Genomic DNA, 19,722 nt, shown 5'->3' with positions numbered 1-19,722 from the left:
TTTCATTGCTGTGACGCCCTTCATGGGCTGCACATAGACAAAAAATTAAAAGGAGGACAACAAAACATGAAGCAAAGCATGGACATTCTGATTGTGGAGCCGGGGAAGGCTCCCCGTCCCGCCGCCCTGCCTGACAACACGCTGGAAGCTGTGGAGGCAGCGTTAGGGGGCACGGCACAGGTGGGGTGCTTCCTGCCGCAGAGGGTACTGATGATCAGCAGGGAGGATGCGGGCGGGCTTGCCCCTAACCGCTGTATACCGGGAGGGAAAGGGGTGGTAAGCGGCACATTCCTTTTGTGCGGCATACCGGAGGAAGGCTGCCTGTTCGCTTCCCTTAACCCCGGACAGCAGAAAGCATTTCAGGAACTTTTTGCAAGGCCGGGGGAGTTTATGATGGTGGGCAGCGAGGTATATGCAGACCCGGATGATATGGCAGACAAGGTTTACAGTCTGTGGGACACTCTGGGGAACGGTGAAACTGTCGTCCTGACAAAGTGGGGCGGGCAGGCACAGGGCATGGCCGTCTGATGCGGTAAAAAGCACAGATGCGGAAGCATCCTGTGACGGAAAAAAGAAAAGGTGCAGAAAAAGGGCCGGTATCAGATAAGGGTGCCGGCTTTTGTGATCCAGAAAGGAGAATTTATGGCACAAAAAAAAGAGACTGAGTAAATTCCTGCCCCGCCTGCTTGCGGCGGCGGTGGCAGCAGCAACGCTCATTGGCTCCGGCGGCATCGGGGGAATATCCGTATATGCGGCGGAGATGGGCGCGGCGGGTACGGAAGATATACAGCCCGCTGACAGTGCGGAGAATGAGGGGACGGAGACAGAAGGAGCAGGGACAGAGGTATGGGATGAAGATACCGGCTCCGGTTCCGGGCAGGAAGAAACGCCGGAAGGCGGTACAGAGGGAGAAACGGGGACAGAACCGGAGACACCTGCGGCTGTGGTCTGGTATGAGGACGGCGCAGAAGTGGATTCCCTGAAATCCCCGGTAGAGATGTTTGTGGAATACGGCAGCATTGGCATGTCCGTTGACCCGGAAGTATTCGGCATACAGGCGACAGTTGACGGGGACGAGGTGGCTGTCCTTGTGGAGCAGGCAGGCCGTGTGAGCGGGGAACCGGAGGAGATCAGGCTGATCGAGGACGGCAGGCAGGGGGTATGTATTGCCTATGATTCCCTGAAAGACCGTATCACCTATGAAGTGACCTACCGTGCGGAAGGGACGGATTCCACCATAAAGAAGCAGTTTTATGTGACACTTCTTCAGGAGGAGATTGAGATTTATTATCCTGATACCTCCCCTTCAGTCCCGGCTTCGCTGGAAATCTCAAAGATCGACCTGGGGCAGTTTACGGAGGGCAACGGCCTCAAGATCAGGCGGCAGAACACCACCTCCAGTTACAGCGTGTCAGGGGCTTCCTGGGGGAAGGCCTCATACGGAGGTGCGGACACAGGGGCAAGCACGGCCCGGTTCACGAACCTGAGAAATTCCAGTGTGGTTCAGATCACCTATGCCAATATCGGTACATACAACGATAAGGCGGTAGGGGCAAGGGTTACATTTACAGAATTAGGCTCCCTTTCGGCGCTCTATTACTGTGAGACCAGTTTTTATAACGGGTGGTGGTTCATAGGCAATGAGAGCGCATCAAGGGCGCAAGTCAAAGTGGATTATTTCTATGTGGATACGCAGGAGACCATACGCTTTGACGGAAATTCTTTTATGACCTTCAACAGCCTGAACACCGGCGAATATGCTTCTCCCCTGAGCGGCACTACCACCGGATATACGGCAAGTGCAACCAATGTAGCCGTTACAAGGGTGAGCGGCGTACCTTCTTTCAGGGGAAGCAACAATAACTTTACGGACTATCTGGGCGGTTCCACCTTTTATAAAAACAGTGTTTCCATACCGCTGTATGCGACGGGGAATACTTTTTATCTTGGGTGCAACACCCATACGGGGTACTGGATTTCTCCGAGTTCCGCGTCCATAGCAATCCCCAGGCCGGAAAACCCTTATAAGACAGAAAACGGCGTGACATTTCTGGAAGAAACAGAAGAAGGGCAGGGGATCACTTACCGTGTCAGCCAGAAAGTGCATACGCTGGGCGTGGAGACAGTCAGCAAATATTCGGCGCTGAAGTTTGTTGACAAACTTCCGGCAGAGGTCGATTATGTGTCCGCATGGCTGGAGGATGCGGCGGGAAATAAGCTGAATGCCGGGGCGGTTTCTTATGATAAAGACAGCCATAAGGTGACATATACCTTTTCTTCTTCCTATCTGGCCAGTTCTATGGCTTATCAGGGGGAGACATATACGCTTGTTATCAATACAACGGTGAACGGCACAGCGGAGGATGACTATTTTTATAATAGCTGCAAGGTGTATTTTAACAGCATGGCAGTGGAAAGCAACGAGGTAAAAGCGGCTTCCCCATACCGGACAGTGGAGGCACAGGTCACGGGCGGCAGGATCGGTATTTATGACGCGGACGGGAATGAAACGGTAAAGGGTGAGGAGGATATCAAGGAGGATGACCGCGTGAAATTCCATCATGACCGCATTGTCCGTTATGAGCCGGATGAGGGGTATCTGCTTGATACCGTTACGGTGGACGGGAAGAAAGTGGATATTACAGAATACCCCTCCTTCTATACGTTCAGCGATGTGACGCAGAACCATAAGATCGTCGTGTCCTATGTGAAGCCCTCTATGGATAAGGAAGTAACGATAAAAGACAGCGGCTGCCTGGATAATTACAGTGACGGGCAGGTGATAGACAGGGCAGTTATCAGGGACGGCGATACAGTGACATACACCATCAGCTTTGAGAACCCTACCGGGGCAGCGCGGGCCGTAGAGATTACGGACAGGGTGCCTGTGGGGATGGAAGTGATAGCAGATTCCATCGGAAACGGCGGTGTATATGATGCCGAAGCCCATACCGTGTCATGGAAGGGAACAGTGGTTGCCTATGGCAGAGGTGCAGTGTCCTTTGACTGCAAGGTGGAAGCCGCGGCCCAGGGGGAAGTCCTGAAAAATACGGGAACCGTATGTTTTAAGGCGATCCCGGACAGTTCGGAAAAGGATGTGCCCCTGTCTGACGTGACAAACTCCCCTGTTCTGGAAGACCCGGTAAAATCCGTTTGGAATACGGAAGGGGAGGATGTTACCAACAAAGTGATAAACGGGGAGGAAACAGTTACATATACCATAACTTTCCGAAACCCGGCAGAGGAAGAAAAAGTATTTACCGTAACAGATGAAATCCCTGCGGAGGTTTCCCTGGCAGAGGGGACAGTTTCAGACGGCGGCACAGTGGACGGCAGGACGATCACATGGAAGATGACACTGGCGGCAGGGGAGGAAAAGACAGTCTCCTTTGATGCTTTTGTGCCGTCCTTTGATACGGAATATACGAAAATATATAACCAGGCGGAGGTCTTTGTTGACTGGACGCAGAAGGTTTCCATTTCCTCTGATTCCGTGCTGGATGAAAAAACGCCGGTCTATGTGCTGGATAAGCCTTTCAAAGCGGTCTTGTGCGTAGATGGCCACGATATAGGGGCAGATGGAGAAGGGAACAGCATACAGACTGTAAAACAGGCCGGGGACATTCTGGAATACCGGATCACGTTCCAGAATCCCGCTGATGACGGGCGTGAATTTACCGTTACAGACGCGCTTCCGGAAAATGTGGAATTTGTCTCGGCAGACCATGAGGGCAGCTATGAGACAGGCACCCATACGGTCACATGGAAAGTGGATGTAAAAGAGAATACGCAGGAAACCGTATCGGTAAAGGTAAAGATATTGAAAGAGGCGGAGGACACCATCCTGAAAAACCGTGCCATGGTATCGGTGGATTTTGCCAGGAAAGAGACAAACGAGGTGGAGACGCCGGTTATCCCGACCCCTGAAAAAGACGTATTTTCCAAACTTGGGGAGCCGTCCATCAACACTTACCCGGTGCAGATCGGGGAGAACATCATATATACCGTTTCCTATAAGAATCCCTCAGATTATGGAAAGACAGCGGTGATTACGGATGCGCTGCCCGAAGATGTGGGTTTTGTCACTGCAAGTGACGGCGGCGTGTATGATAAAGACACCCATACGGTCAGGTGGTCAATGGAGACCGGGGCGCATGAGGAAGTGACGGTATCAGTGGAGGTGAAAGTCCTGGATTCCGCAACCGGAAAGACGGTTGAAAACCAGGCTTATGTGGATATGGATGAGGCCCACATCGGCACGGAAGCGGAGAACGGTGATAAAAAAGACGAACATACCAGAAATTATGTGCCTGCAAAATATGTACTGGATGCGGATGGCAGGGATATAAACGGTGAGAACGTGGCTGTGGGGGATATTGTGGCCTACAAGATCACCTATAAAAATGACAGCTATACAGTCCGCAGCATAGAGATCAATGATATTCTTCCCGCTGGTGTGTCCTTTGTGGACGCTTCTGACGACGGCAGGGTATACAGCATTGTGAAAGGCGATAACGTGCGCTGGTGCTTTGACGTGGAGCCGGATACGGAAGGGTTTGTCACTGTCCGTGTAAAAGCCGGCGCGGAGCTGTCCGGTGAAGCCTTTGCGAACAATGCCGCTGTTACGGTCAGCGACAGGGAAACAGGGAAGTCCAAAACAGCCACAACTAACCAGGTCATCAATTATGTACTGGAGGAATTGGTAAAGGCTGTAAAGAGTGAGAACGGGAAAAAGGATTTGAACGGGGAGACGGTAAAGAGCGGAACTAACCTGCAATACCAGATCACTGTGAAAAATACGGCAGTGGAGGAACGGACTTTCCTAATCACGGATGAAGTGCCGGAAGGATGCAGCTTTGTGTCTGCGGGAAACGGCGGCTCCTGTGAGAATGGGACTGTCACATGGACGGTCACGCTTGCAGGCGGCCAATCCCAGACTGTAACTTTTCTGGCGCAGGCACTGAAAGAAGCGGAAGGGGACTGCATCCAGAATGTAGCCAGCGTTTCAGAAAATGATGTGACGCTCACAAGCAACCGTGTGAGGACTTATGTGGAAAAGCCGGACACCCTTCTGGACGATATAAAGGGGCTGATCGACAGCCTGCCGGAAAATAAAAGCAGCGTGGTAGTAAACGTGGATAACTCCAACAAAAACGAGGCGGCAGGAGGAAATTCGGACGGGGAGGTTTCTTCAAAGAAAGATTCCACCGGGAGCAGCGCGGAAAAGACAGGGACATCCGACGCTTCGGGAAAATCGGGCACTGCCGGGAATACATCTTCAAAATCAGGGCAGGCATCTATGTCTGCGAATGTACCAAAGACCGGCGACGATTCCAACATTGGACTGTGGGCGGTGATCGCTGTCCTTGCGCTGATCGCAGGGGGCGTATCTGCCGGGTATGCAGTTTATAAAGCGCGGAAGAAAGACAGCAGAGATGAATAAGGCATTTTCGGTCTGTTTTCCGGCATTATTGGCGGTGGTGTGCATGGGTGTGGCCGCTTTGTTTAGCCTGCGTATTTATGACACATGGAGGCAGGATGCGGACAGTGAGAGGGCATACGGGAAGATGGCGCAGTATGTGATGCCCTGTGAAGAAACGGGGGAGCCTGCCATGCCGGGAACACCTGCACCGGACGGGGATATGCCGGAAGATGCGCCGCGTATCCTGGATATTGATTTTGCTGCTTTGAAGGAAGCCAGCCCCGACCTTGTGGGCTGGCTTTACTGCCCGGATACAGCGGTAAGCTATCCGGTGGTGCAGGGACAGGACAATTCCTATTACCTGTCCCATCTGGCGGACGGGAGCGAGAACCGGAACGGCTGTCTGTTCATGGACTGTGGGAACCGGAGCGGCCTGTCTGACGAAAATACACTGATCTACGGGCACCACATGGCGAGCGGGAAAATGTTTGCCTGTCTGGTTTCCTATGCGGAGCAGGAATATTATGAGGCCCATCCGGTGATGTATCTGGTTACGGAGGAAAAGGACTACCGGCTGGAACTGTTTGCGGGGTATACGGCGGCGGTGGATTCAGACGCTTATACCCTGCGTTTTGCTTCCGGCGGGGATTTTGCCGCATGGCTTGTGCGCATAAAGGAAAGATCGGATTTTTCTTCGGAGGTCAGGGTGGGCGGTGACGACCATATCGTGACGCTCTCCACCTGTGCCTATTCCTTTGAAAATGCCCGCTATGTGGTGCATGGGAAGCTGACAGAAAATTAGAAGAAGGGAGGTTATCGGATGCAGGATGAAGTCAGGGATAAATCCGTCGCGCTTGTGATACGGGTGGGAAAAAACGGCGGGAAGCTGACAGCAGACCTTTTGAAATGGGCAATACGCCAGTACCAGAGGCAGGCAAATGAGCCGCAGCACGGGAAACAGAGCGTAAAAAGCCTTGTGGAGCAGGGCGGCGGCGTACAGAACATTGAGATCACGGATAAGAATATCAAATCTTTTGAGCGTGTCGCAAGAAAGTACGGTGTGGACTTTGCGCTGAAAAAAGACCCGTCACAGGGAAAGTACCTTGTGTTTTTCAAGGCCCGTGATGCGGACGCCTTAAATGCCGCGTTTGCGGAATATACTGCGAAAACATTAAACCGGAAGAGGGGGAAGCCTTCGCTGAAAAAGCAGCTTTCCCACTTTAAGGAACTTGTCAGCAGGCAGTCCGCAGACAGGGAGAAACACCGCGGGAAAGGAGGGATTGAGCATTGAAAGGCAGTATTGACATAAAAAAATATGTTGTCCCAAACCTCCCCTATGTGATGATGTTCTGGTTTTTCTCTAAGATCGCGGAGGGCTACCGGCTCAGTGCAGGCGCGGATGCGGTGACAAAGATGATGGCGGCGGTGTCCGGCCTGGGGGCAACGATCACTGAAAACCCATTGCCGGGTTTCCATCCCCGCGACCTGTTGATCGGCGTGGCAGGCGCGGCGGCAGTCCGGGCAGTGGTGTACCTTAAAGGGAAAAACGCAAAGAAATACCGTCATGGCGTAGAGTATGGCAGTGCAAGGTGGGGGACACAGGAGGACATAAAGCCTTTTATCGACCCTAAATTCCCGGACAACATCCTCTTAACGCAGACAGAGCGGATCATGCTTGGGAGAAATAAGATACCCAAATATAACATCAATAAAAATGTACTGATTATCGGCGGTTCCGGCTCCGGCAAGACCCGCTTCCATGTGAAGCCAAACCTGATGCAGATGAACGCAAGCTATGTCGTCACTGATCCGAAAGGCACCGTCGTTTTGGAATGTGGAAAGATGCTTCAGCGCGGCGGATACGAGATAAAAATACTCAATACCATAAACTTCAAGGAATCCATGAAATACAATCCATTCCGCTATATCCGGTCTGAAAATGACATTTTAAAGCTGGTCAACTGTATCATGGAGAATACGAAAGGGGAGGACAGCAAGGGCGGGGAAGATTTCTGGGCGAAAGCGGAAGCGTTGTATTACCAGGCATTGATCGCTTATATCTGGTACGAAGCCCCGGAGGATGAGAAAAACATAAACACCCTGCTGGAGATGCTGAACGCTTCCGAAGTCCGGGAGGAGGATGAAACCTTTAAAAATGCGGTGGATATGATGTTTGACCGCCTGGAACAGCGCGACCCGGAGCATTTCGCTGTCCGCCAGTATAAAAAATACAAAATGGCGGCGGGCAAGACGGCGAAAAGCATACTTATCAGCTGTGGCGCACGGATGGCACCGTTTGACATTAAGGAAGTCCGGGATATGATGATGGACGATGAGCTGGAACTGGATAAATTAGGAGACCGTAAGACGGCCCTGTTCTGTATCGTGTCCGATACAGATACGACATTCAATTTCATTGCATCTATGGTCTATACACAGATGTTCAATACCCTCTGTGACAAGGCACTGGAAAATGGCGGTGCGTTAAAAACACATGTCACCTGCCTGCTGGATGAATTTGCGAACCAGAAAATCCCGAACTTTGAACACCTGATTTCAGTGATCAGGAGCCGGGAAATATCTGCCCATGTGATCGTCCAGACCCAGAGCCAGCTAAAAGCAGTCTATAAAGACCATGCGGAGACTATTATCGGTAACTGCTCCTGTGTCCTTTTTCTGGGCGGAAAAGAACAAAGCACGTTAAAGGAGATTTCAGCCATGCTCGGAAAGGAGACCATAGACACGTTTAACACGTCCGATACGCGGGGGAGCCAGCGCAGCTATGGGCTGAATTACCAGAAACTTGGAAAGGAGCTGATGACGCCGGATGAACTTGCCGTTATGGACGGCGGCAAATGTATCTTGCAGGTGCAGGGGGTACGCCCGTTTTTCTCGGATAAATTTGACATCACAAAGCACCCGCAGTACAAGTACCTGTCAGATGCCGACCCGAAAAATACATTTGATGTGGCGAAATTCGTAAAACGCCGGCTGAAAGTGAAGCCGGAGGACAAATTTGAGGTGTGTGAACTGGAAGCACCGGCTGACCCTGGCAGCCCTGCCGCCTGAATCATTTTCGGCGGCATTTTTATATGGGCTGGAAGAAAAATGAAAGGAAGTGAGGCAGTAATGAGGTGCAGGATACGCGCACCCACCATGCAACAGAAGATTCCCGCAGACCCCTATCCTATAAACCAAAATAAGAAAGGAGAGGGGCTGAATTTCATAACCGTTTTTACCGCTGTGACCCTTGCTGGTGCGGCGGTTTTTTTATTGGGGAACTGCGGGAGAACAAAAACAGCTATAAAACGGTGTCCTGAAATCTGGCCCCGACAATTATTATGGAATTTTTTACAGCGGCAATCGACACTTTGAAGGTACTTGTGATCGCACTCGGAGCAGGTCTTGGCGTATGGGGCGTTATCAACCTGCTGGAAGGTTACGGCAATGACAATCCCGGCGCAAAATCACAGGGCATGAAGCAGGTCATGGCTAATTAGAGGTAATCAAAAGAGGAAAGGAAAAGCACAATCCAGACGGAACCGGCGATACCGTCAAGAAATATTTGTGAGTTAGCAAGAAACCTGATATAATGGGGGCAAGCGCCCATCCGGGGCAGAAAGGCAGGGAGAAACATGCACATCAGCTACAAACCGCTCTGGCACACACTGATAGAGCGCAACATGAGGAAAGAAGATTTAAGGCTTGCCGCTGGCCTGACCACAAATATGATTGCCAACATGGGCAAAGAAGGGAAACATATCAGCATGGACACACTTGCCCGTATTTGTGAAACACTGGATTGTGGCATTATGGACGTGATTGAGCTGGCCAGTGACGAGCCTTCCGCCACAGGAGGGAACGATAATGGAAAAACTGAAAGAAAGAATCACAGAGAACGGCATTGATTATATTCTGGCAGGTGATTACTATATCCCGGACTTGAAGCTGCCGGAGGAGAACCGCCCCATCGGACGCTATGGGAGGCTGCACCGGGAATATCTCAAACAGGAGCATCCGGCACGGTACAGTTCCCTTATTTTGACCGGGACATTATGGATATACCTTGCCGACCTGAACGAGCAGGCGGAAGAACGGCTTAACTTAATCATTGAGCAGATGAAAGCCGCCGAAGGAGTGACCGAGGAACTGAAAGCCCGGAACCAGCTTGAATGGGTAGGCCGGATGAACAATATCCGCAACCGGGCAGAGGAAATCATAAACAGTGAGTTGATTTATATTTGATTGGATGTGGAAAGACCAGCCGACTACCCGGCTGGTCTTTCTAACCTTCCCTGCGCTCCAATACCGCCCGAATCATGGCAACGGCGATTTCCTGCTGGCTGGGCGACGTGCTTTCCCACAGCTCTGCCAGCTCCCGTATCTTGCTGACCTCATTATCTTCCAGCGCATCCCGCAGCAGATAATCAGGGGAGATTTTCAGTGCGTTGCAGATATTGATAAATACGGGCAGACTGGGAACCTTTATCCCGCCTTCAATCTGCCGGAGGTAAGTTGCGTTGATATTGCACAGCTCCGAGAGCCTGTCCGCCGTGAATCCCCGGTCTTTCCTCACCATGTTGATACGTTTGCCTAATCCTTTACCTTCCATAATGCCACCCATTTCATAAGCTATTAGCATTTATTTTGTACACTTTTAGACTACATCACACTTAGGGATTGCAATAGATTCTAAAAGACTATATAATATTAGCTAGTAGACTATAAACTATGAAAGGGGAACAACAGAATGGAACTGAACTATTTTAGGGACAGGCTTTTTGATTTACTAAACGACAGTGAAGGGATGGGGATTGTTGACCTGAACGCAGATGAGCGGAACAGCCTGCTCACTGTCAGGACAGAGGACGGGAATGTATTTGAAATCGTATGCCGACAGGCAGCGGGGAAGGAGGACGGATGGACGACCGCAAACTGACTGTATGCTATGGACGTGGCAATTACAAGCAATCTCCGCCGCAGATTCTTTTACAAGGTAAGTGGCTGGAACAGGCTGGATTCTCCGCAGGGGACAAAATCACCGTGAAATGCCAGCAGGGGCAGCTTATCATCACAAAAAACGGAACAAGAGCAGATTCAACAGAATAATGTTTATGATACAATGATTTTTTCGGAAAATCTATTCCCTCTGGAAAGTGACTGCGGTATAATGAAGCTATCGACAAATCGGAATAGGGAGGTAAATTTATATGAGTGATTTTGCTATTCGTTTTCTTAATAGTGAAGGGGAACCTATTACACAAGAAACTGTAGACAAACTGGTGTGCAAAATTCGGGAAAATCATTGTAGGTCTGCATGGTTAGCTTTGGATGAATATGGCGAAGAGGATTTTCTATCTGTAGATATTGAGAATGATTGGGCGGCTCTGGCTTTTAACACATATGGTGAAGATGAAGAGGCTCATATGTATATGCCTGTCAATTCCGAATATGGTACATCCAAAGAGGACGCTCCTGTAAATATCAGCGGACAGACTCCAGTTCTCAAGCGAAATGCGCTCAATGATTTGAATCTGGTTGCTGAATGTGTTCTCCATTTTGCTAAAACAGGAGAGCTGTATCCAAAGTTGAAGTGGGAGGAAGTAGCGTAAAAAACACAACTTCCAGTTTGTGCGCTTAAAAATTGAATAAGAACCACCCAAAATGCCGTTGCATGGAAAAATCCCAAGCAACGGCATTTCCTTATCTCCGTTTCATTCTGCTCAACGGTGAATCCTTATATGCCGGAGTTTTCTTCATAACATTTTTCAGAACCGTGCGCTCCTGCTCCGACAGCTTCTCATACCGGATTTGTAGCTGCGTACACATCAGGGCAGTGAACACATCCAGATAGGAACCCGGCACGGCCAGCGCCTTCTTTGCGTCCTTGATTAGCTTCATGCCATTGGAGCCGTCCGGCGCACTATCCGTATCATTCTTGTGCGTTTCCCTTATGGCATGGAGGATAGTGTCCCAAGTCCGGTGCGTGACCTGACAGAAATAATCTTCTTCCTGTACCTGCATAGCTTCCAACGCCTTTAACGCAGCATCTTCCTCCACCGGCTGATATTGGGAAAGGACTTGCCCCCGCAGGACTTCCAGAAGGCTGTTGAAGTTTTGGAAGTGGGCGGTTGCCACACCATCTACATAAATTTCCGTGTCCGTCATCAGGGTAATAAAATCCTCATGTGTGGCAATCTCACACAGCAGCCGGTTGTTGATACGCCCGCTTTTCAACAGCTCCACCATGCTGTCACTCAAATGCAGCTCCGTAAGTTCCATGCCCGGATGGTTCCGGTTCTCTGTCAAGCAGAGCAGGTAATCCGTTGACACACCGTAAAACTTTGCCAGCTCCACAAGGTTTTTGTGGCTGATTTCCTTTAGTTCGTCATTCTCATAGCTTCCCAAGGCTGATTTGGAAATCCCCGTAACCGCCGCCAGTTCCTCTAATTTTAAATGCCGCTCCGTCCTTAAATCCTTTAACCGCTCCTGAACCGTTATCCCCTGTTTCATGGCTTCCTGCTCCTTTCCAGCGGCCAGCTTTTGCCGCCATCCCCATTGTACCACATATCCATGCCGGGCGCATTTCCCTTTGTGATTCTTTTCAAAGGCGCAAAATGCGCTTTTGATTTGCCCGGATTTTCAGAAGTGCAAAATGCACATCTGATTTTTGCACCCGTCCAGCAGGAAGCCTTTTCCGCAATCGTGGAATTTTTCAGATTTTGGGCTTCATTCCTGATTCGTGGACATACGGCACATGGTACAAAAATGTCATATGATATAGGCAGTTCATCGATGGATTATTCCAATCGAATGACCGGCCTGTATGGGATATGCTCCCCGGCGATGTAACGCAACGACTTCCGGCAGGGAAACGGAGGAACCCTGACCGGAACGAGCGTACCAAGGAGAGCGAAACGCCGCCAAAGACGGGGGCAGGAACGACAGCAGAGGGAACCGGCAAAATGAACACCGAAACGATACCGAAACACAACAATTTCACGGGGCATAGTCTGCCCTGTCCGTAATACTAAGGGGGATTTTGGGGCGGCTCTACGGCTGTATTTCCCCTGAAAATCGCCCCGAAACGATACACAAAAAACCACTGCCCGCCCATTCCGGCTGTTACTGCTGAATCGGGCGGTTTTTCTATGAAGGAGGCACCATGCCGAGAATGTCAAAGAAGTTGAAGAAAGAGCTTGCTTTCTTCCTGAACGACCGGGGGCGCAGAAGCTACAATGAACTCTGCCGGAAATGCCAGCATGAATGTAAGCAGGGTTTCCGGGCTGTCATTATCGACTGCCCCCGCTACCAATCCAAACGAGCCAAAAGGAGGACACCATCCAATGAATTGTGAATTTATGATAGCCAGTACGCCCCTGCCGCCCTGTATGCCGCTCCCAAAGGCAATGCTCCGGCTTCCGGTCAGCAATACGGCAAAGGTCATGTACGCCCGCCTGTTGGATGAAATCCTGACAAGGGGAACCGAGGACAGCAACAGGATTCTGTTCATCCGCTTCCCCGTCATGGAGATAGCGGCGGCACTCTCCCGAAGCCCCCAGACCTGCAAGCGTTCACTGAACGAGCTGGAACAGGCCGGGATGATTATGCGTGTCCGTCAGGGCATCGGGGAGGTCAGCCATATGTATATCCTGCTCCCGAAGGAGGACACCGCCCATGAATGAAAAGCTGGAAAAACTGAATCAGGAAATTGAAAAGACCGAAGCCAGACTGCGGCGGGCGCAGCATAAGGAGAAAATGCTGGAACACCAGATAAAGACGCTGAACCGGAAGGAACGGACACACCGGCTATGTACCAGAGGGGCTATGCTGGAAAGCCATCTCCCCCACCCGGAATCCGTGACGGATGGGCAGGTCAGCACCATCTTAAAAGTCCTGTTCTGCCGGAGCGACACCAAACGTCTTGTGGAACAGGTTCTTGCAGAAAACTGGAAGGAGGACGCAGAGTGAAATTTTCAAAAAGTGAACTGGACATCATCTATCAATATGCCGCACCGACCAAGGCGGAAACCCTTGCGGGCATGAAAGAAACCGTGCCGGTGATAAAGGACTTACTGACAAAGGCAATCGTGGAGAACGCCATCCGAAAGCTGGAAAAGATACCGGAGCCGGAGTGCAGCCAGTTTGTTGCCGCCACAAAAGCCCGGTTCCTTGCAGAGCGTGACAATTCCATCCGCCAGCGGCTTGCGGCGGCAAAGGCACAGGAGCCAATCATGCAGGGGCATGACCTGTTAGGGATAGAACGGTTCCACCCGGAAACCCGGCACATGATTACGCTGGAAGTACAGAAGCAGTGCTTTGTCGGTTTTAAGGGGGAGCGGTTCCGTTTCTTCCTCTCCGATGAAGGCTACCGGAACGCAAAACGCAGCGAGCAGGAAGGGGAAATCAAGATAAAGAGTCATGCTGCCGTTGTCGCCGGGAAGCTCTATCCCGACAAGAAGCCGAAACAGCAGGAACGGTAAAAAGCCCGTTCCAGAATCAAAGTGCGCCGGGCGCGTCTTGATTTTGCAAGGGAAGTTTTAACGTGGACGAGTCAGGCGCGCTCACATTGGCGGCTTTCCATGTGTGAAAAATCAGAACGAGCCGGGCGCGTTCTGATTTATGCCGCCTATGGCGTAATTGGTACGGCTGATTTCCAACTGCCATAAACTCCACTTGCAATTTTGGCTTCCAAAGCGACAAGCTGGAAAATCCCCCTCTGAAAGAGGGCGCAATTATACACCACCCAGAGGTTGGTGAATTGCGTTCTCCGAAGGCTCCTTGCCGGAGGGCTGTGATTTTCCGCAGTCATGGTCTGCTCCAAATCAAACAGGGGACGCTACGCTTCCCCTGCACTGGCTGCCGCCAGCTACCCTTTTGCCTTTGAATAATCGAATAAATTTATTAGTTTTTTGTTGTGCTTATTCTATAATGATATTGACATAAATAAAAAAATATAGTAGAATATGCACAAAAAGAGGAAAAGGGAGGGATACTGATGATTTTATAAAATAAGCCGTAATTGTAATCTATGTGTAATAATGATTAAGGAGGATACCCATGAAGAAGTTTTTAACATTTTTATTAACTTGTGTTCTTTTTATTACATCTTCAATGCCAGTTTTTGCAATGACAAATGATAAAGTTTCTACAGAAACGCAAGTTGAAATTCCAGTTTTACAGTTTGACAGTAAGGAAGATTTTGAACAATATTGTTATACTCTTTCAAAAGAGAAATCAACCAGAGGGGCAACCGTTATTTATGCTTCCGTGATTAGAGATGGCACAAGTGAGGATTGTGAGTTATACCTATTGTGGGAAGGTGACGAAATGTACAATGCTTTTAGATATAAAAAAATACAGGTTAAAAGTGCTAACCTATTATCAAGTAAAGTTTATAAAACATTTGGAGACGGCACCAATTACACTACCAAAAATACAACCGCTGCGTCTGTTGGGTCTGTAAAAATAGGTGATTTCAAATTAGATAGTGATATTGAAAAAGTTAAAGTAACTTCAAAAGGCTTACAGGGGTATAATATGAAATCTCTATCATGGTTATCAGGAGTAGAATTTTCGGGAACTGTTACCATTAATTAAGCAGGAAAAATATATATTATGAAGCAAAGATATGAATTTATAAGAAATTATAAATCTCAAATTATTCCGGGTTTTAAATCTTTTGAGGAAACATTGAAATGGTTGTCTGAAAAAGTTGATATTATAGAAATACCATTAAGTAGTTTTACAAATTTCTTTTTAGAAAGCCAAAAATTTAATGCTATAAATGCAATTACTAATAACAATTTGCATTTATCTTCAGAAGATTTTGAGTTTATAGCATACAAATTACTATCTACATCAAAAAATGAGGCTTATAATGAAAAATTAGAAGATGAAAAATTTGTTTATATTTTATTTGAGCTAAGAACAAGGTATGTTATAAGCAATAGTGCTAAACTTCAATTAGAAATAGTGATTCAGCAAGGTATTGGTCAATATGATTATGAAAATAATACAGAATATTTGTTGTATTATATTAGCTGTATTGATAGACTAAAAAACAAGGAATATTAAGCAATAAGCAGGAAATCTGAAAAAAGGTCTCCTGCTTTTTTTCTGCCCGGAATCCGGGAGAAAGGAGGGCGCACACTTGCCATGCCCGCACTGTAAAATCACAATCATTAAGCGGAGCAACAATGAATCCGCTGTTTCTGCCGCCGCCTACCAGAGCGGCGAGAAACTGTTCTCTGAATACGACCAAGAGCAGAAACACTATCCCTACAAGAACGAAGTCACCCACAAAGAAATCATGCTCCCGCCCCATGTGCCGCCGGAGTATGCAGACCGCAATACTTTATGGAACTCTGCCGAAGCACAGGAAAAGCAATGGAACTCCCAGCTTGCCCGGAGGTTCGTGCTTGCCATCCCAAGGGAAATCCCATCGGAACAGCACGCCGACCTTATCCGTGACTACTGCCGGGAGTTTTTTGTTTCCAAAGGCATGATAGCCGATTTTGCCATCCATGACAAAGGGGACGGCAACCCCCACGCCCATATCCTGCTCACCATGCGGGCGATGGACGAAAAAGGCAGATGGCTCCCCAAATGCCACAAGGTATATGACCTTGACGGGAACGGCGAAAGAATCCGGCTCCCGTCCGGCAGATGGAAAAGCCACAAGGAGAACACCGTAGACTGGAACGACCGGAAGTATGCCGAAATCTGGCGGCAGGGATGGGCGGACACGGCCAACCGCTATCTGGAAGCCAACGACCGCCCGGAACGGCTTGACCTGCGCTCCTATGCCCGACAGGGGATTGATAAAATCCCCACCGTCCACATGGGGCCAGCCGCCTGCCAGATGGAGAAGAAAGGAATCCAGACCAACGTTGGCAACCTGAACCGGGACATCAAAGCCGCCAACTCCCTCATGCAGTCCATCCGCCAGATGGTGCGCCACTTAAAAGGCTGGATTGCCGATTTAAAAGAGAAAAAAGCCGCCCTGATGGAAGCATTGGAGCAGACGAAGGAACCGACCATACCGGAGCTGCTCTCACAGTATTTAGAACTGCGGAGCGGACAGCGTGCCGACTGGACTTCCAGAGGGAAGCTCAAAGGCACAGTTGCCGACTTCAACAGGGTACAGGCGGCAATGGAGTTTCTGCGGGAAAAAGGAATCTCCACCATAGAGAGCCTTGACACCCGGCTGGACGAAATCAGCCAGACCGCCGTTTCTGTCATGGAGAGCGTGAAAAAAAGCGAGAAGCGTATCAAAGCCATCGACACCATGTTGTCCTATATTGACAAATACGAAGCAAACAAGCCAGTCCATAAGGAGTACGCCGCTATCGGCTGGAAGAAGAAAAAAGAGCAGTTTGCAGAGAGCCACCGGGAGGAACTGGACGCTTACCATGCCGCCATCCGGTATTTTAAAGCCAACCTGAAAGGCAATTCCTACTCTCGCAAAGATTTGGAAGCGGAACGGGAACAGCTTGCTTCTGCCCTGCCGGAACAGGGGGAGGAACTGGAAGCGGTTCAGGCAGATGTAAAAGTGCTGCGGGATGTGCGCCGCTGGCTCAATCAGGTATTGCCATCCGAGCAGTACCGACAGACCGCCGAGCCGGGGAAGAAACCGTCCGTACAGGGGAACCTGAAAGGGCGGCAGGAACGCATCCGGCAGGAGCAGGCAGAGAAACGCCAGCCGCCCCGGACACAGAAACAACAGAATATGGAACTTTAAACAGGCACTTGTTTTGTGATTGTAAATCGCTGGCAAGTGCTTGTTCATTTGAACAAGACGGATTTACAGACAACGTGAACGACATTGTGTCGCTCACGTTGGGATTATCAGGAGGGAACGCCTATTGAACGTATTTGAAGCCGTGAAACAGTCCGTCACCACAAGGCAGGCTGCGGAGCGTTACGGAATCAAAGTAAACCGGAATGGGATGTGCGTCTGTCCATTCCATAACGATAAGAACCCAAGCATGAAGGTTGACCGCCGCTTTTACTGTTTCGGCTGCGGAGCCACCGGGGACGTGATTGACTTTGTTTCCCGGCTCCACGGTATCGGCAGTAAAGAAGCCGCACTCATGCTGGCACAGGACTTCTCCATCCCCTATGAGGACGGGAGGAACGCCGGGAAGCAGCCCATAAGGCCACGCCTGCGGAGGGAAACGGAGGAACAGAAATTTAAGCGCATGGAGCGGCACTGCTTCCGGGTGCTGTCCGACTATTACCATCTTCTGCGCCGCTGGAAGGAAGAATACGCCCCCAAACAGCCGGATGAAGCATGGAATCCCCGGTTTATAGAAGCCCTGCAAAACATGAGCCGTCTGGAATATCTGATGGACGTACTTCTATCGGGGGAACTTCCAGAGCGGGCAGCCCTTATCACAGGACACGGAAAGGAAGTGAGGAACCTTGAAAGACGGATGGCAGAACTTACCGCCCCAGATACGGCAGGAAATAGCGAACATGGCAGACAGCGCAGAGCCGCCCCGGAGCATTGAGGAAGTAAAGGCCATGCTGGAAACCACCGAGAAAGGCGGCTTCCGCAACAGCATGAGCAACTGCCTGACCGTGTTCCAGTGCGACCCGCTCCTTTCTGGGGCGGTTGCCTACAACCTGCTGACCGACCGCACCGATATTTTAAGGCCAATCGGCTACAAAAGAGCCACCGGAAGCCCCATGACCGACACGGACATGAAATATATCCGGCTGTATCTAGAAAAGACCTATGGCCTGACAAGCGAGAAAAAGATACAGGACGCCGCCGACCTTGCCGCCAATGAGAACAGCTACCACCCTGTCCGGGATTATTTAAACGGCCTGACATGGGACGGAACCGGGCGGATACGCTCCTGCCTGCGTCACTTTCTGGGAGCCGGTGAGGACGATTACACATACCAATCCCTGCGCCTGTTTTTGTTGGGAGCCATCCACCGGGCATTTTCCCCTGGCTGCAAGTTTGAAGTCATGCTCTGTCTGGTAGGCGGTCAGGGAGCCGGGAAGTCCACCTTCTTCCGTCTGCTGGCAGTCAAAGACGAGTGGTTTTCGGACGATTTGCGGAAACTGGACGATGACAACGTATACCGGAAGCTGCAAGGTCACTGGATAATCGAAATGTCGGAGATGATTGCCACCGCAAACGCAAAGAGCATAGAGGAAATCAAGTCATTTTTGAGCCGCCAGAAGGAAGTCTACAAGATACCCTACGAAACCCACCCGGCAGACCGCCCAAGGCAGTGCGTGTTTGGCGGCACGTCCAATGCCCTTGACTTCCTGCCCCTTGACCGCTCCGGCAACCGCCGTTTTATTCCCATACAGGTATGCCCGGAGCAGGCGGAAACACACATTTTAGAGGACGAAGCCGCTTCCAGAGCCTATTTAAACCAAGTGTGGGCGGAAGCGATGGAGATTTACAAAAGCGGCAGATGGAAGCTGACATTCAGCCCGGAAATGGTGCGCTATCTAAAGGAACATCAGCGGGACTTTATGCCGGAGGACACCAAAGCCGGGATGATACAGGCTTTCCTTGACAGCTACCCCGGCGATACGGTCTGCTCCAAACAGCTATACAAAGAAGCCCTGAACCATGATTTTGACGAGCCGAAACAATGGGAAATCCGGGAAATCAACGAGATAATGAACCAGTGCGTCACCGGCTGGAAGTATTTCTCCAATCCCCGGATGTTTGCCGGATACGGCAGACAAAAAGGATGGGAACGGGAGCAAAAGGCAAAAGCTGACGCTTGCGCCTTGACAACGGACACCGGCAACGGGGCGGGAAAAACCCCGGAGGGATTTATGCCGGTGCCGGAGCAGATGGAACTTCCATTCTGAAAAAATCCGGCAAAAGACAGCCCGTTGCACACTTCGTTGCTATCCCGTTGCCGGGCCGGTTGCCGGGGAAAATCCCGTAACTATCGGCTTTTCTCCCCTTTAACAACCAAAGCAACAGAAAAATAAAAGAAAAAGTATAAAATAACCCAACTGCCAGACAAGGATTCGTTCCAAGGTTTTTTGAAGCCCGTTGCCGGACTTCGTTGCCGACCTTCCCTGTCTGGCTGTTTTCATGTATGGAGGACAACTGCCTATGGCGAAAAATAAAACAGAGATTCATGTCACCACAGTATTTGACGGCGAGCTGGACGCTACGGACGTTTTCGTGAGCCTTATCGCACAGAAGCACAGCAGAAAAATAGATAAAGAATATCTTGCTAAAACACAAGAAATGAGATATAATAAAGACGAGGTTCAATGTGACCGTGTTCCGTCTGGATTGTGCGGGTAAA

Annotated in this window: 25 protein-coding genes; 23 read left to right on the top strand and 2 right to left on the bottom strand. The window is 50.1% G+C overall.

Annotated features, from left to right (window positions below; all coding sequences use genetic code 11):
* Nucleotides 1–66: 66 nt before the first annotated feature.
* From GN277_RS25780 to GN277_RS25745, 8 genes are all read left to right on the top strand, one after another.
* Nucleotides 67–528: a DUF3846 domain-containing protein gene (locus tag GN277_RS25780; RefSeq protein ID WP_129174655.1), complete on the top strand. Its 462-nt coding sequence runs from the start codon at nt 67–69 to the stop codon at nt 526–528.
* Between the two features lie 169 nt (nt 529–697).
* Nucleotides 698–5,443, top strand: a complete 4,746-nt coding sequence (locus GN277_RS25775) for an Sgo0707 family adhesin (protein WP_159755465.1) — start codon at nt 698–700, stop codon at nt 5,441–5,443.
* On the top strand, nt 5,400–6,224 hold the full coding sequence (gene srtB / locus GN277_RS25770; protein WP_159755462.1) for a class B sortase: 825 nt from the start codon (nt 5,400–5,402) through the stop codon (nt 6,222–6,224). Before GN277_RS25775 ends, srtB begins: the two co-directional genes overlap by 44 nt.
* An 18-nt stretch (nt 6,225–6,242) precedes the next feature.
* The gene (locus tag GN277_RS25765; protein ID WP_159755459.1) at nt 6,243–6,713 is read left to right on the top strand and encodes a PcfB family protein; all 471 of its coding nucleotides are present in this window, start codon (nt 6,243–6,245) and stop codon (nt 6,711–6,713) included.
* Nucleotides 6,714–6,763: 50 nt separating this feature from the next.
* Nucleotides 6,764–8,491, top strand: coding sequence for a VirD4-like conjugal transfer protein, CD1115 family (locus tag GN277_RS25760; protein WP_159757203.1), 1,728 nt, complete (start codon nt 6,764–6,766; stop codon nt 8,489–8,491).
* Between the two features lie 272 nt (nt 8,492–8,763).
* Nucleotides 8,764–8,922, top strand: coding sequence for a Maff2 family mobile element protein (locus GN277_RS25755; RefSeq protein WP_159755456.1), 159 nt, complete (start codon nt 8,764–8,766; stop codon nt 8,920–8,922).
* 135 nt (nt 8,923–9,057) lie between these two features.
* Nucleotides 9,058–9,330 (top strand): helix-turn-helix domain-containing protein, encoded by a 273-nt coding sequence (locus GN277_RS25750; protein ID WP_004060877.1) that lies wholly within the window; start codon nt 9,058–9,060, stop codon nt 9,328–9,330.
* Nucleotides 9,290–9,667 carry a TnpV protein gene (locus GN277_RS25745; RefSeq protein WP_103242552.1) on the top strand — a complete coding sequence of 126 codons (378 nt, stop codon included), beginning with the start codon at nt 9,290–9,292 and terminating at the stop codon, nt 9,665–9,667. Before GN277_RS25750 ends, GN277_RS25745 begins: the two co-directional genes overlap by 41 nt.
* A 40-nt stretch (nt 9,668–9,707) precedes the next feature.
* Here GN277_RS25745 and GN277_RS25740 read toward each other — a convergent pair whose 3' ends face one another.
* Nucleotides 9,708–10,034 carry a helix-turn-helix domain-containing protein gene (locus tag GN277_RS25740; RefSeq protein WP_103242553.1) on the bottom strand — a complete coding sequence of 109 codons (327 nt, stop codon included), beginning with the start codon at nt 10,032–10,034 and terminating at the stop codon, nt 9,708–9,710.
* Between the two features lie 138 nt (nt 10,035–10,172).
* Here GN277_RS25740 and GN277_RS25735 point away from each other — a divergent pair, with 138 nt between their 5' ends.
* The 3 genes from GN277_RS25735 to GN277_RS25725 all read left to right on the top strand — a co-directional run bounded on the left by GN277_RS25735 (nt 10,173) and on the right by GN277_RS25725 (nt 11,034).
* Nucleotides 10,173–10,361, top strand: coding sequence for a hypothetical protein (locus GN277_RS25735; RefSeq protein WP_103242554.1), 189 nt, complete (start codon nt 10,173–10,175; stop codon nt 10,359–10,361).
* Entirely contained in the window at nt 10,313–10,531 is a 219-nt protein-coding gene (locus GN277_RS25730; protein ID WP_103242555.1) for a SymE family type I addiction module toxin, read from the top strand. The genes GN277_RS25735 and GN277_RS25730 overlap by 49 nt, the downstream gene beginning before the upstream one ends.
* A gap of 101 nt (nt 10,532–10,632) precedes the next feature.
* Nucleotides 10,633–11,034 carry a hypothetical protein gene (locus GN277_RS25725; protein ID WP_103242556.1) on the top strand — a complete coding sequence of 134 codons (402 nt, stop codon included), beginning with the start codon at nt 10,633–10,635 and terminating at the stop codon, nt 11,032–11,034.
* A gap of 91 nt (nt 11,035–11,125) precedes the next feature.
* Here the strand turns inward: GN277_RS25725 and GN277_RS25720 are convergent, their stop codons facing one another.
* The gene (locus GN277_RS25720; RefSeq protein ID WP_103242557.1) at nt 11,126–11,935 is read right to left on the bottom strand and encodes a helix-turn-helix domain-containing protein; all 810 of its coding nucleotides are present in this window, start codon (nt 11,933–11,935) and stop codon (nt 11,126–11,128) included.
* 320 nt (nt 11,936–12,255) lie between these two features.
* Here GN277_RS25720 and GN277_RS25715 point away from each other — a divergent pair, with 320 nt between their 5' ends.
* The 12 genes from GN277_RS25715 to GN277_RS25655 all read left to right on the top strand — a co-directional run bounded on the left by GN277_RS25715 (nt 12,256) and on the right by GN277_RS25655 (nt 19,721).
* Complete coding sequence (locus tag GN277_RS25715; protein ID WP_159749058.1) at nt 12,256–12,450, top strand: hypothetical protein; 195 nt, start codon at nt 12,256–12,258, stop codon at nt 12,448–12,450.
* Between the two features lie 137 nt (nt 12,451–12,587).
* Nucleotides 12,588–12,779 carry a hypothetical protein gene (locus GN277_RS25710; RefSeq protein WP_103242559.1) on the top strand — a complete coding sequence of 64 codons (192 nt, stop codon included), beginning with the start codon at nt 12,588–12,590 and terminating at the stop codon, nt 12,777–12,779.
* On the top strand, nt 12,769–13,107 hold the full coding sequence (locus GN277_RS25705) for a MarR family transcriptional regulator (protein ID WP_103242560.1): 339 nt from the start codon (nt 12,769–12,771) through the stop codon (nt 13,105–13,107). Before GN277_RS25710 ends, GN277_RS25705 begins: the two co-directional genes overlap by 11 nt.
* Nucleotides 13,100–13,393, top strand: a complete 294-nt coding sequence (locus tag GN277_RS25700; RefSeq protein ID WP_103242561.1) for a DUF3847 domain-containing protein — start codon at nt 13,100–13,102, stop codon at nt 13,391–13,393. The genes GN277_RS25705 and GN277_RS25700 overlap by 8 nt, the downstream gene beginning before the upstream one ends.
* Complete coding sequence (locus tag GN277_RS25695; RefSeq protein ID WP_103242562.1) at nt 13,390–13,905, top strand: DUF5720 family protein; 516 nt, start codon at nt 13,390–13,392, stop codon at nt 13,903–13,905. Before GN277_RS25700 ends, GN277_RS25695 begins: the two co-directional genes overlap by 4 nt.
* 21 nt (nt 13,906–13,926) lie before the next feature.
* Nucleotides 13,927–14,091: a hypothetical protein gene (locus GN277_RS25690; RefSeq protein WP_159755453.1), complete on the top strand. Its 165-nt coding sequence runs from the start codon at nt 13,927–13,929 to the stop codon at nt 14,089–14,091.
* A gap of 391 nt (nt 14,092–14,482) precedes the next feature.
* The gene (locus tag GN277_RS25685; RefSeq protein WP_103242563.1) at nt 14,483–15,022 is read left to right on the top strand and encodes a hypothetical protein; all 540 of its coding nucleotides are present in this window, start codon (nt 14,483–14,485) and stop codon (nt 15,020–15,022) included.
* A gap of 18 nt (nt 15,023–15,040) precedes the next feature.
* On the top strand, nt 15,041–15,499 hold the full coding sequence (locus GN277_RS25680; protein ID WP_103242564.1) for a hypothetical protein: 459 nt from the start codon (nt 15,041–15,043) through the stop codon (nt 15,497–15,499).
* Nucleotides 15,500–15,575: 76 nt separating this feature from the next.
* A complete protein-coding gene (mobQ, locus tag GN277_RS25675; RefSeq protein ID WP_103242565.1) occupies nt 15,576–17,165 on the top strand; it encodes a MobQ family relaxase in 1,590 nt (529 codons plus the stop codon).
* Between the two features lie 124 nt (nt 17,166–17,289).
* Nucleotides 17,290–17,937 carry a CHC2 zinc finger domain-containing protein gene (locus tag GN277_RS25670; RefSeq protein WP_103242566.1) on the top strand — a complete coding sequence of 216 codons (648 nt, stop codon included), beginning with the start codon at nt 17,290–17,292 and terminating at the stop codon, nt 17,935–17,937.
* Nucleotides 17,903–19,270 (top strand): virulence-associated E family protein, encoded by a 1,368-nt coding sequence (locus GN277_RS25665; RefSeq protein WP_172474441.1) that lies wholly within the window; start codon nt 17,903–17,905, stop codon nt 19,268–19,270. The genes GN277_RS25670 and GN277_RS25665 overlap by 35 nt, the downstream gene beginning before the upstream one ends.
* A gap of 253 nt (nt 19,271–19,523) precedes the next feature.
* Nucleotides 19,524–19,721 (top strand): hypothetical protein, encoded by a 198-nt coding sequence (locus tag GN277_RS25655; protein WP_103242568.1) that lies wholly within the window; start codon nt 19,524–19,526, stop codon nt 19,719–19,721.
* Nucleotide 19,722 lies beyond the last annotated feature (1 nt).

The sequence above is a fragment of the Sporofaciens musculi genome (assembly GCF_009830285.1).
GTDB classification, from domain to species: Bacteria; Bacillota; Clostridia; order Lachnospirales; family Lachnospiraceae; genus Sporofaciens; species Sporofaciens musculi.
This window is presented reverse-complemented; position numbering and strand designations above follow the sequence as displayed.

Bases quoted from the DNA above. Each gene is read 5' to 3' on its own strand.
- GN277_RS25780 (WP_129174655.1), top strand. From the start codon at position 67: ATGAAGCAAAGCATGGACATTCTGATTGTGGAGCCGGGGAAGGCTCCC.
- srtB (WP_159755462.1), top strand. From the start codon at position 5,400: ATGCAGTTTATAAAGCGCGGAAGAAAGACAGCAGAGATGAATAAGGCA.
- GN277_RS25765 (WP_159755459.1), top strand. From the start codon at position 6,243: ATGCAGGATGAAGTCAGGGATAAATCCGTCGCGCTTGTGATACGGGTG.
- GN277_RS25760 (WP_159757203.1), top strand. From the start codon at position 6,764: ATGATGTTCTGGTTTTTCTCTAAGATCGCGGAGGGCTACCGGCTCAGT.
- GN277_RS25755 (WP_159755456.1), top strand. From the start codon at position 8,764: ATGGAATTTTTTACAGCGGCAATCGACACTTTGAAGGTACTTGTGATC.
- GN277_RS25750 (WP_004060877.1), top strand. From the start codon at position 9,058: ATGCACATCAGCTACAAACCGCTCTGGCACACACTGATAGAGCGCAAC.
- GN277_RS25745 (WP_103242552.1), top strand. From the start codon at position 9,290: ATGGAAAAACTGAAAGAAAGAATCACAGAGAACGGCATTGATTATATT.
- GN277_RS25740 (WP_103242553.1), bottom strand. From the start codon at position 10,034: ATGGAAGGTAAAGGATTAGGCAAACGTATCAACATGGTGAGGAAAGAC.
- GN277_RS25735 (WP_103242554.1), top strand. From the start codon at position 10,173: ATGGAACTGAACTATTTTAGGGACAGGCTTTTTGATTTACTAAACGAC.
- GN277_RS25730 (WP_103242555.1), top strand. From the start codon at position 10,313: ATGCCGACAGGCAGCGGGGAAGGAGGACGGATGGACGACCGCAAACTG.
- GN277_RS25725 (WP_103242556.1), top strand. From the start codon at position 10,633: ATGAGTGATTTTGCTATTCGTTTTCTTAATAGTGAAGGGGAACCTATT.
- GN277_RS25720 (WP_103242557.1), bottom strand. From the start codon at position 11,935: ATGAAACAGGGGATAACGGTTCAGGAGCGGTTAAAGGATTTAAGGACG.
- GN277_RS25715 (WP_159749058.1), top strand. From the start codon at position 12,256: ATGCTCCCCGGCGATGTAACGCAACGACTTCCGGCAGGGAAACGGAGG.
- GN277_RS25710 (WP_103242559.1), top strand. From the start codon at position 12,588: ATGCCGAGAATGTCAAAGAAGTTGAAGAAAGAGCTTGCTTTCTTCCTG.
- GN277_RS25705 (WP_103242560.1), top strand. From the start codon at position 12,769: ATGAATTGTGAATTTATGATAGCCAGTACGCCCCTGCCGCCCTGTATG.
- GN277_RS25700 (WP_103242561.1), top strand. From the start codon at position 13,100: ATGAATGAAAAGCTGGAAAAACTGAATCAGGAAATTGAAAAGACCGAA.
- GN277_RS25685 (WP_103242563.1), top strand. From the start codon at position 14,483: ATGAAGAAGTTTTTAACATTTTTATTAACTTGTGTTCTTTTTATTACA.
- GN277_RS25680 (WP_103242564.1), top strand. From the start codon at position 15,041: ATGAAGCAAAGATATGAATTTATAAGAAATTATAAATCTCAAATTATT.
- GN277_RS25665 (WP_172474441.1), top strand. From the start codon at position 17,903: ATGGCAGACAGCGCAGAGCCGCCCCGGAGCATTGAGGAAGTAAAGGCC.
- GN277_RS25655 (WP_103242568.1), top strand. From the start codon at position 19,524: ATGGCGAAAAATAAAACAGAGATTCATGTCACCACAGTATTTGACGGC.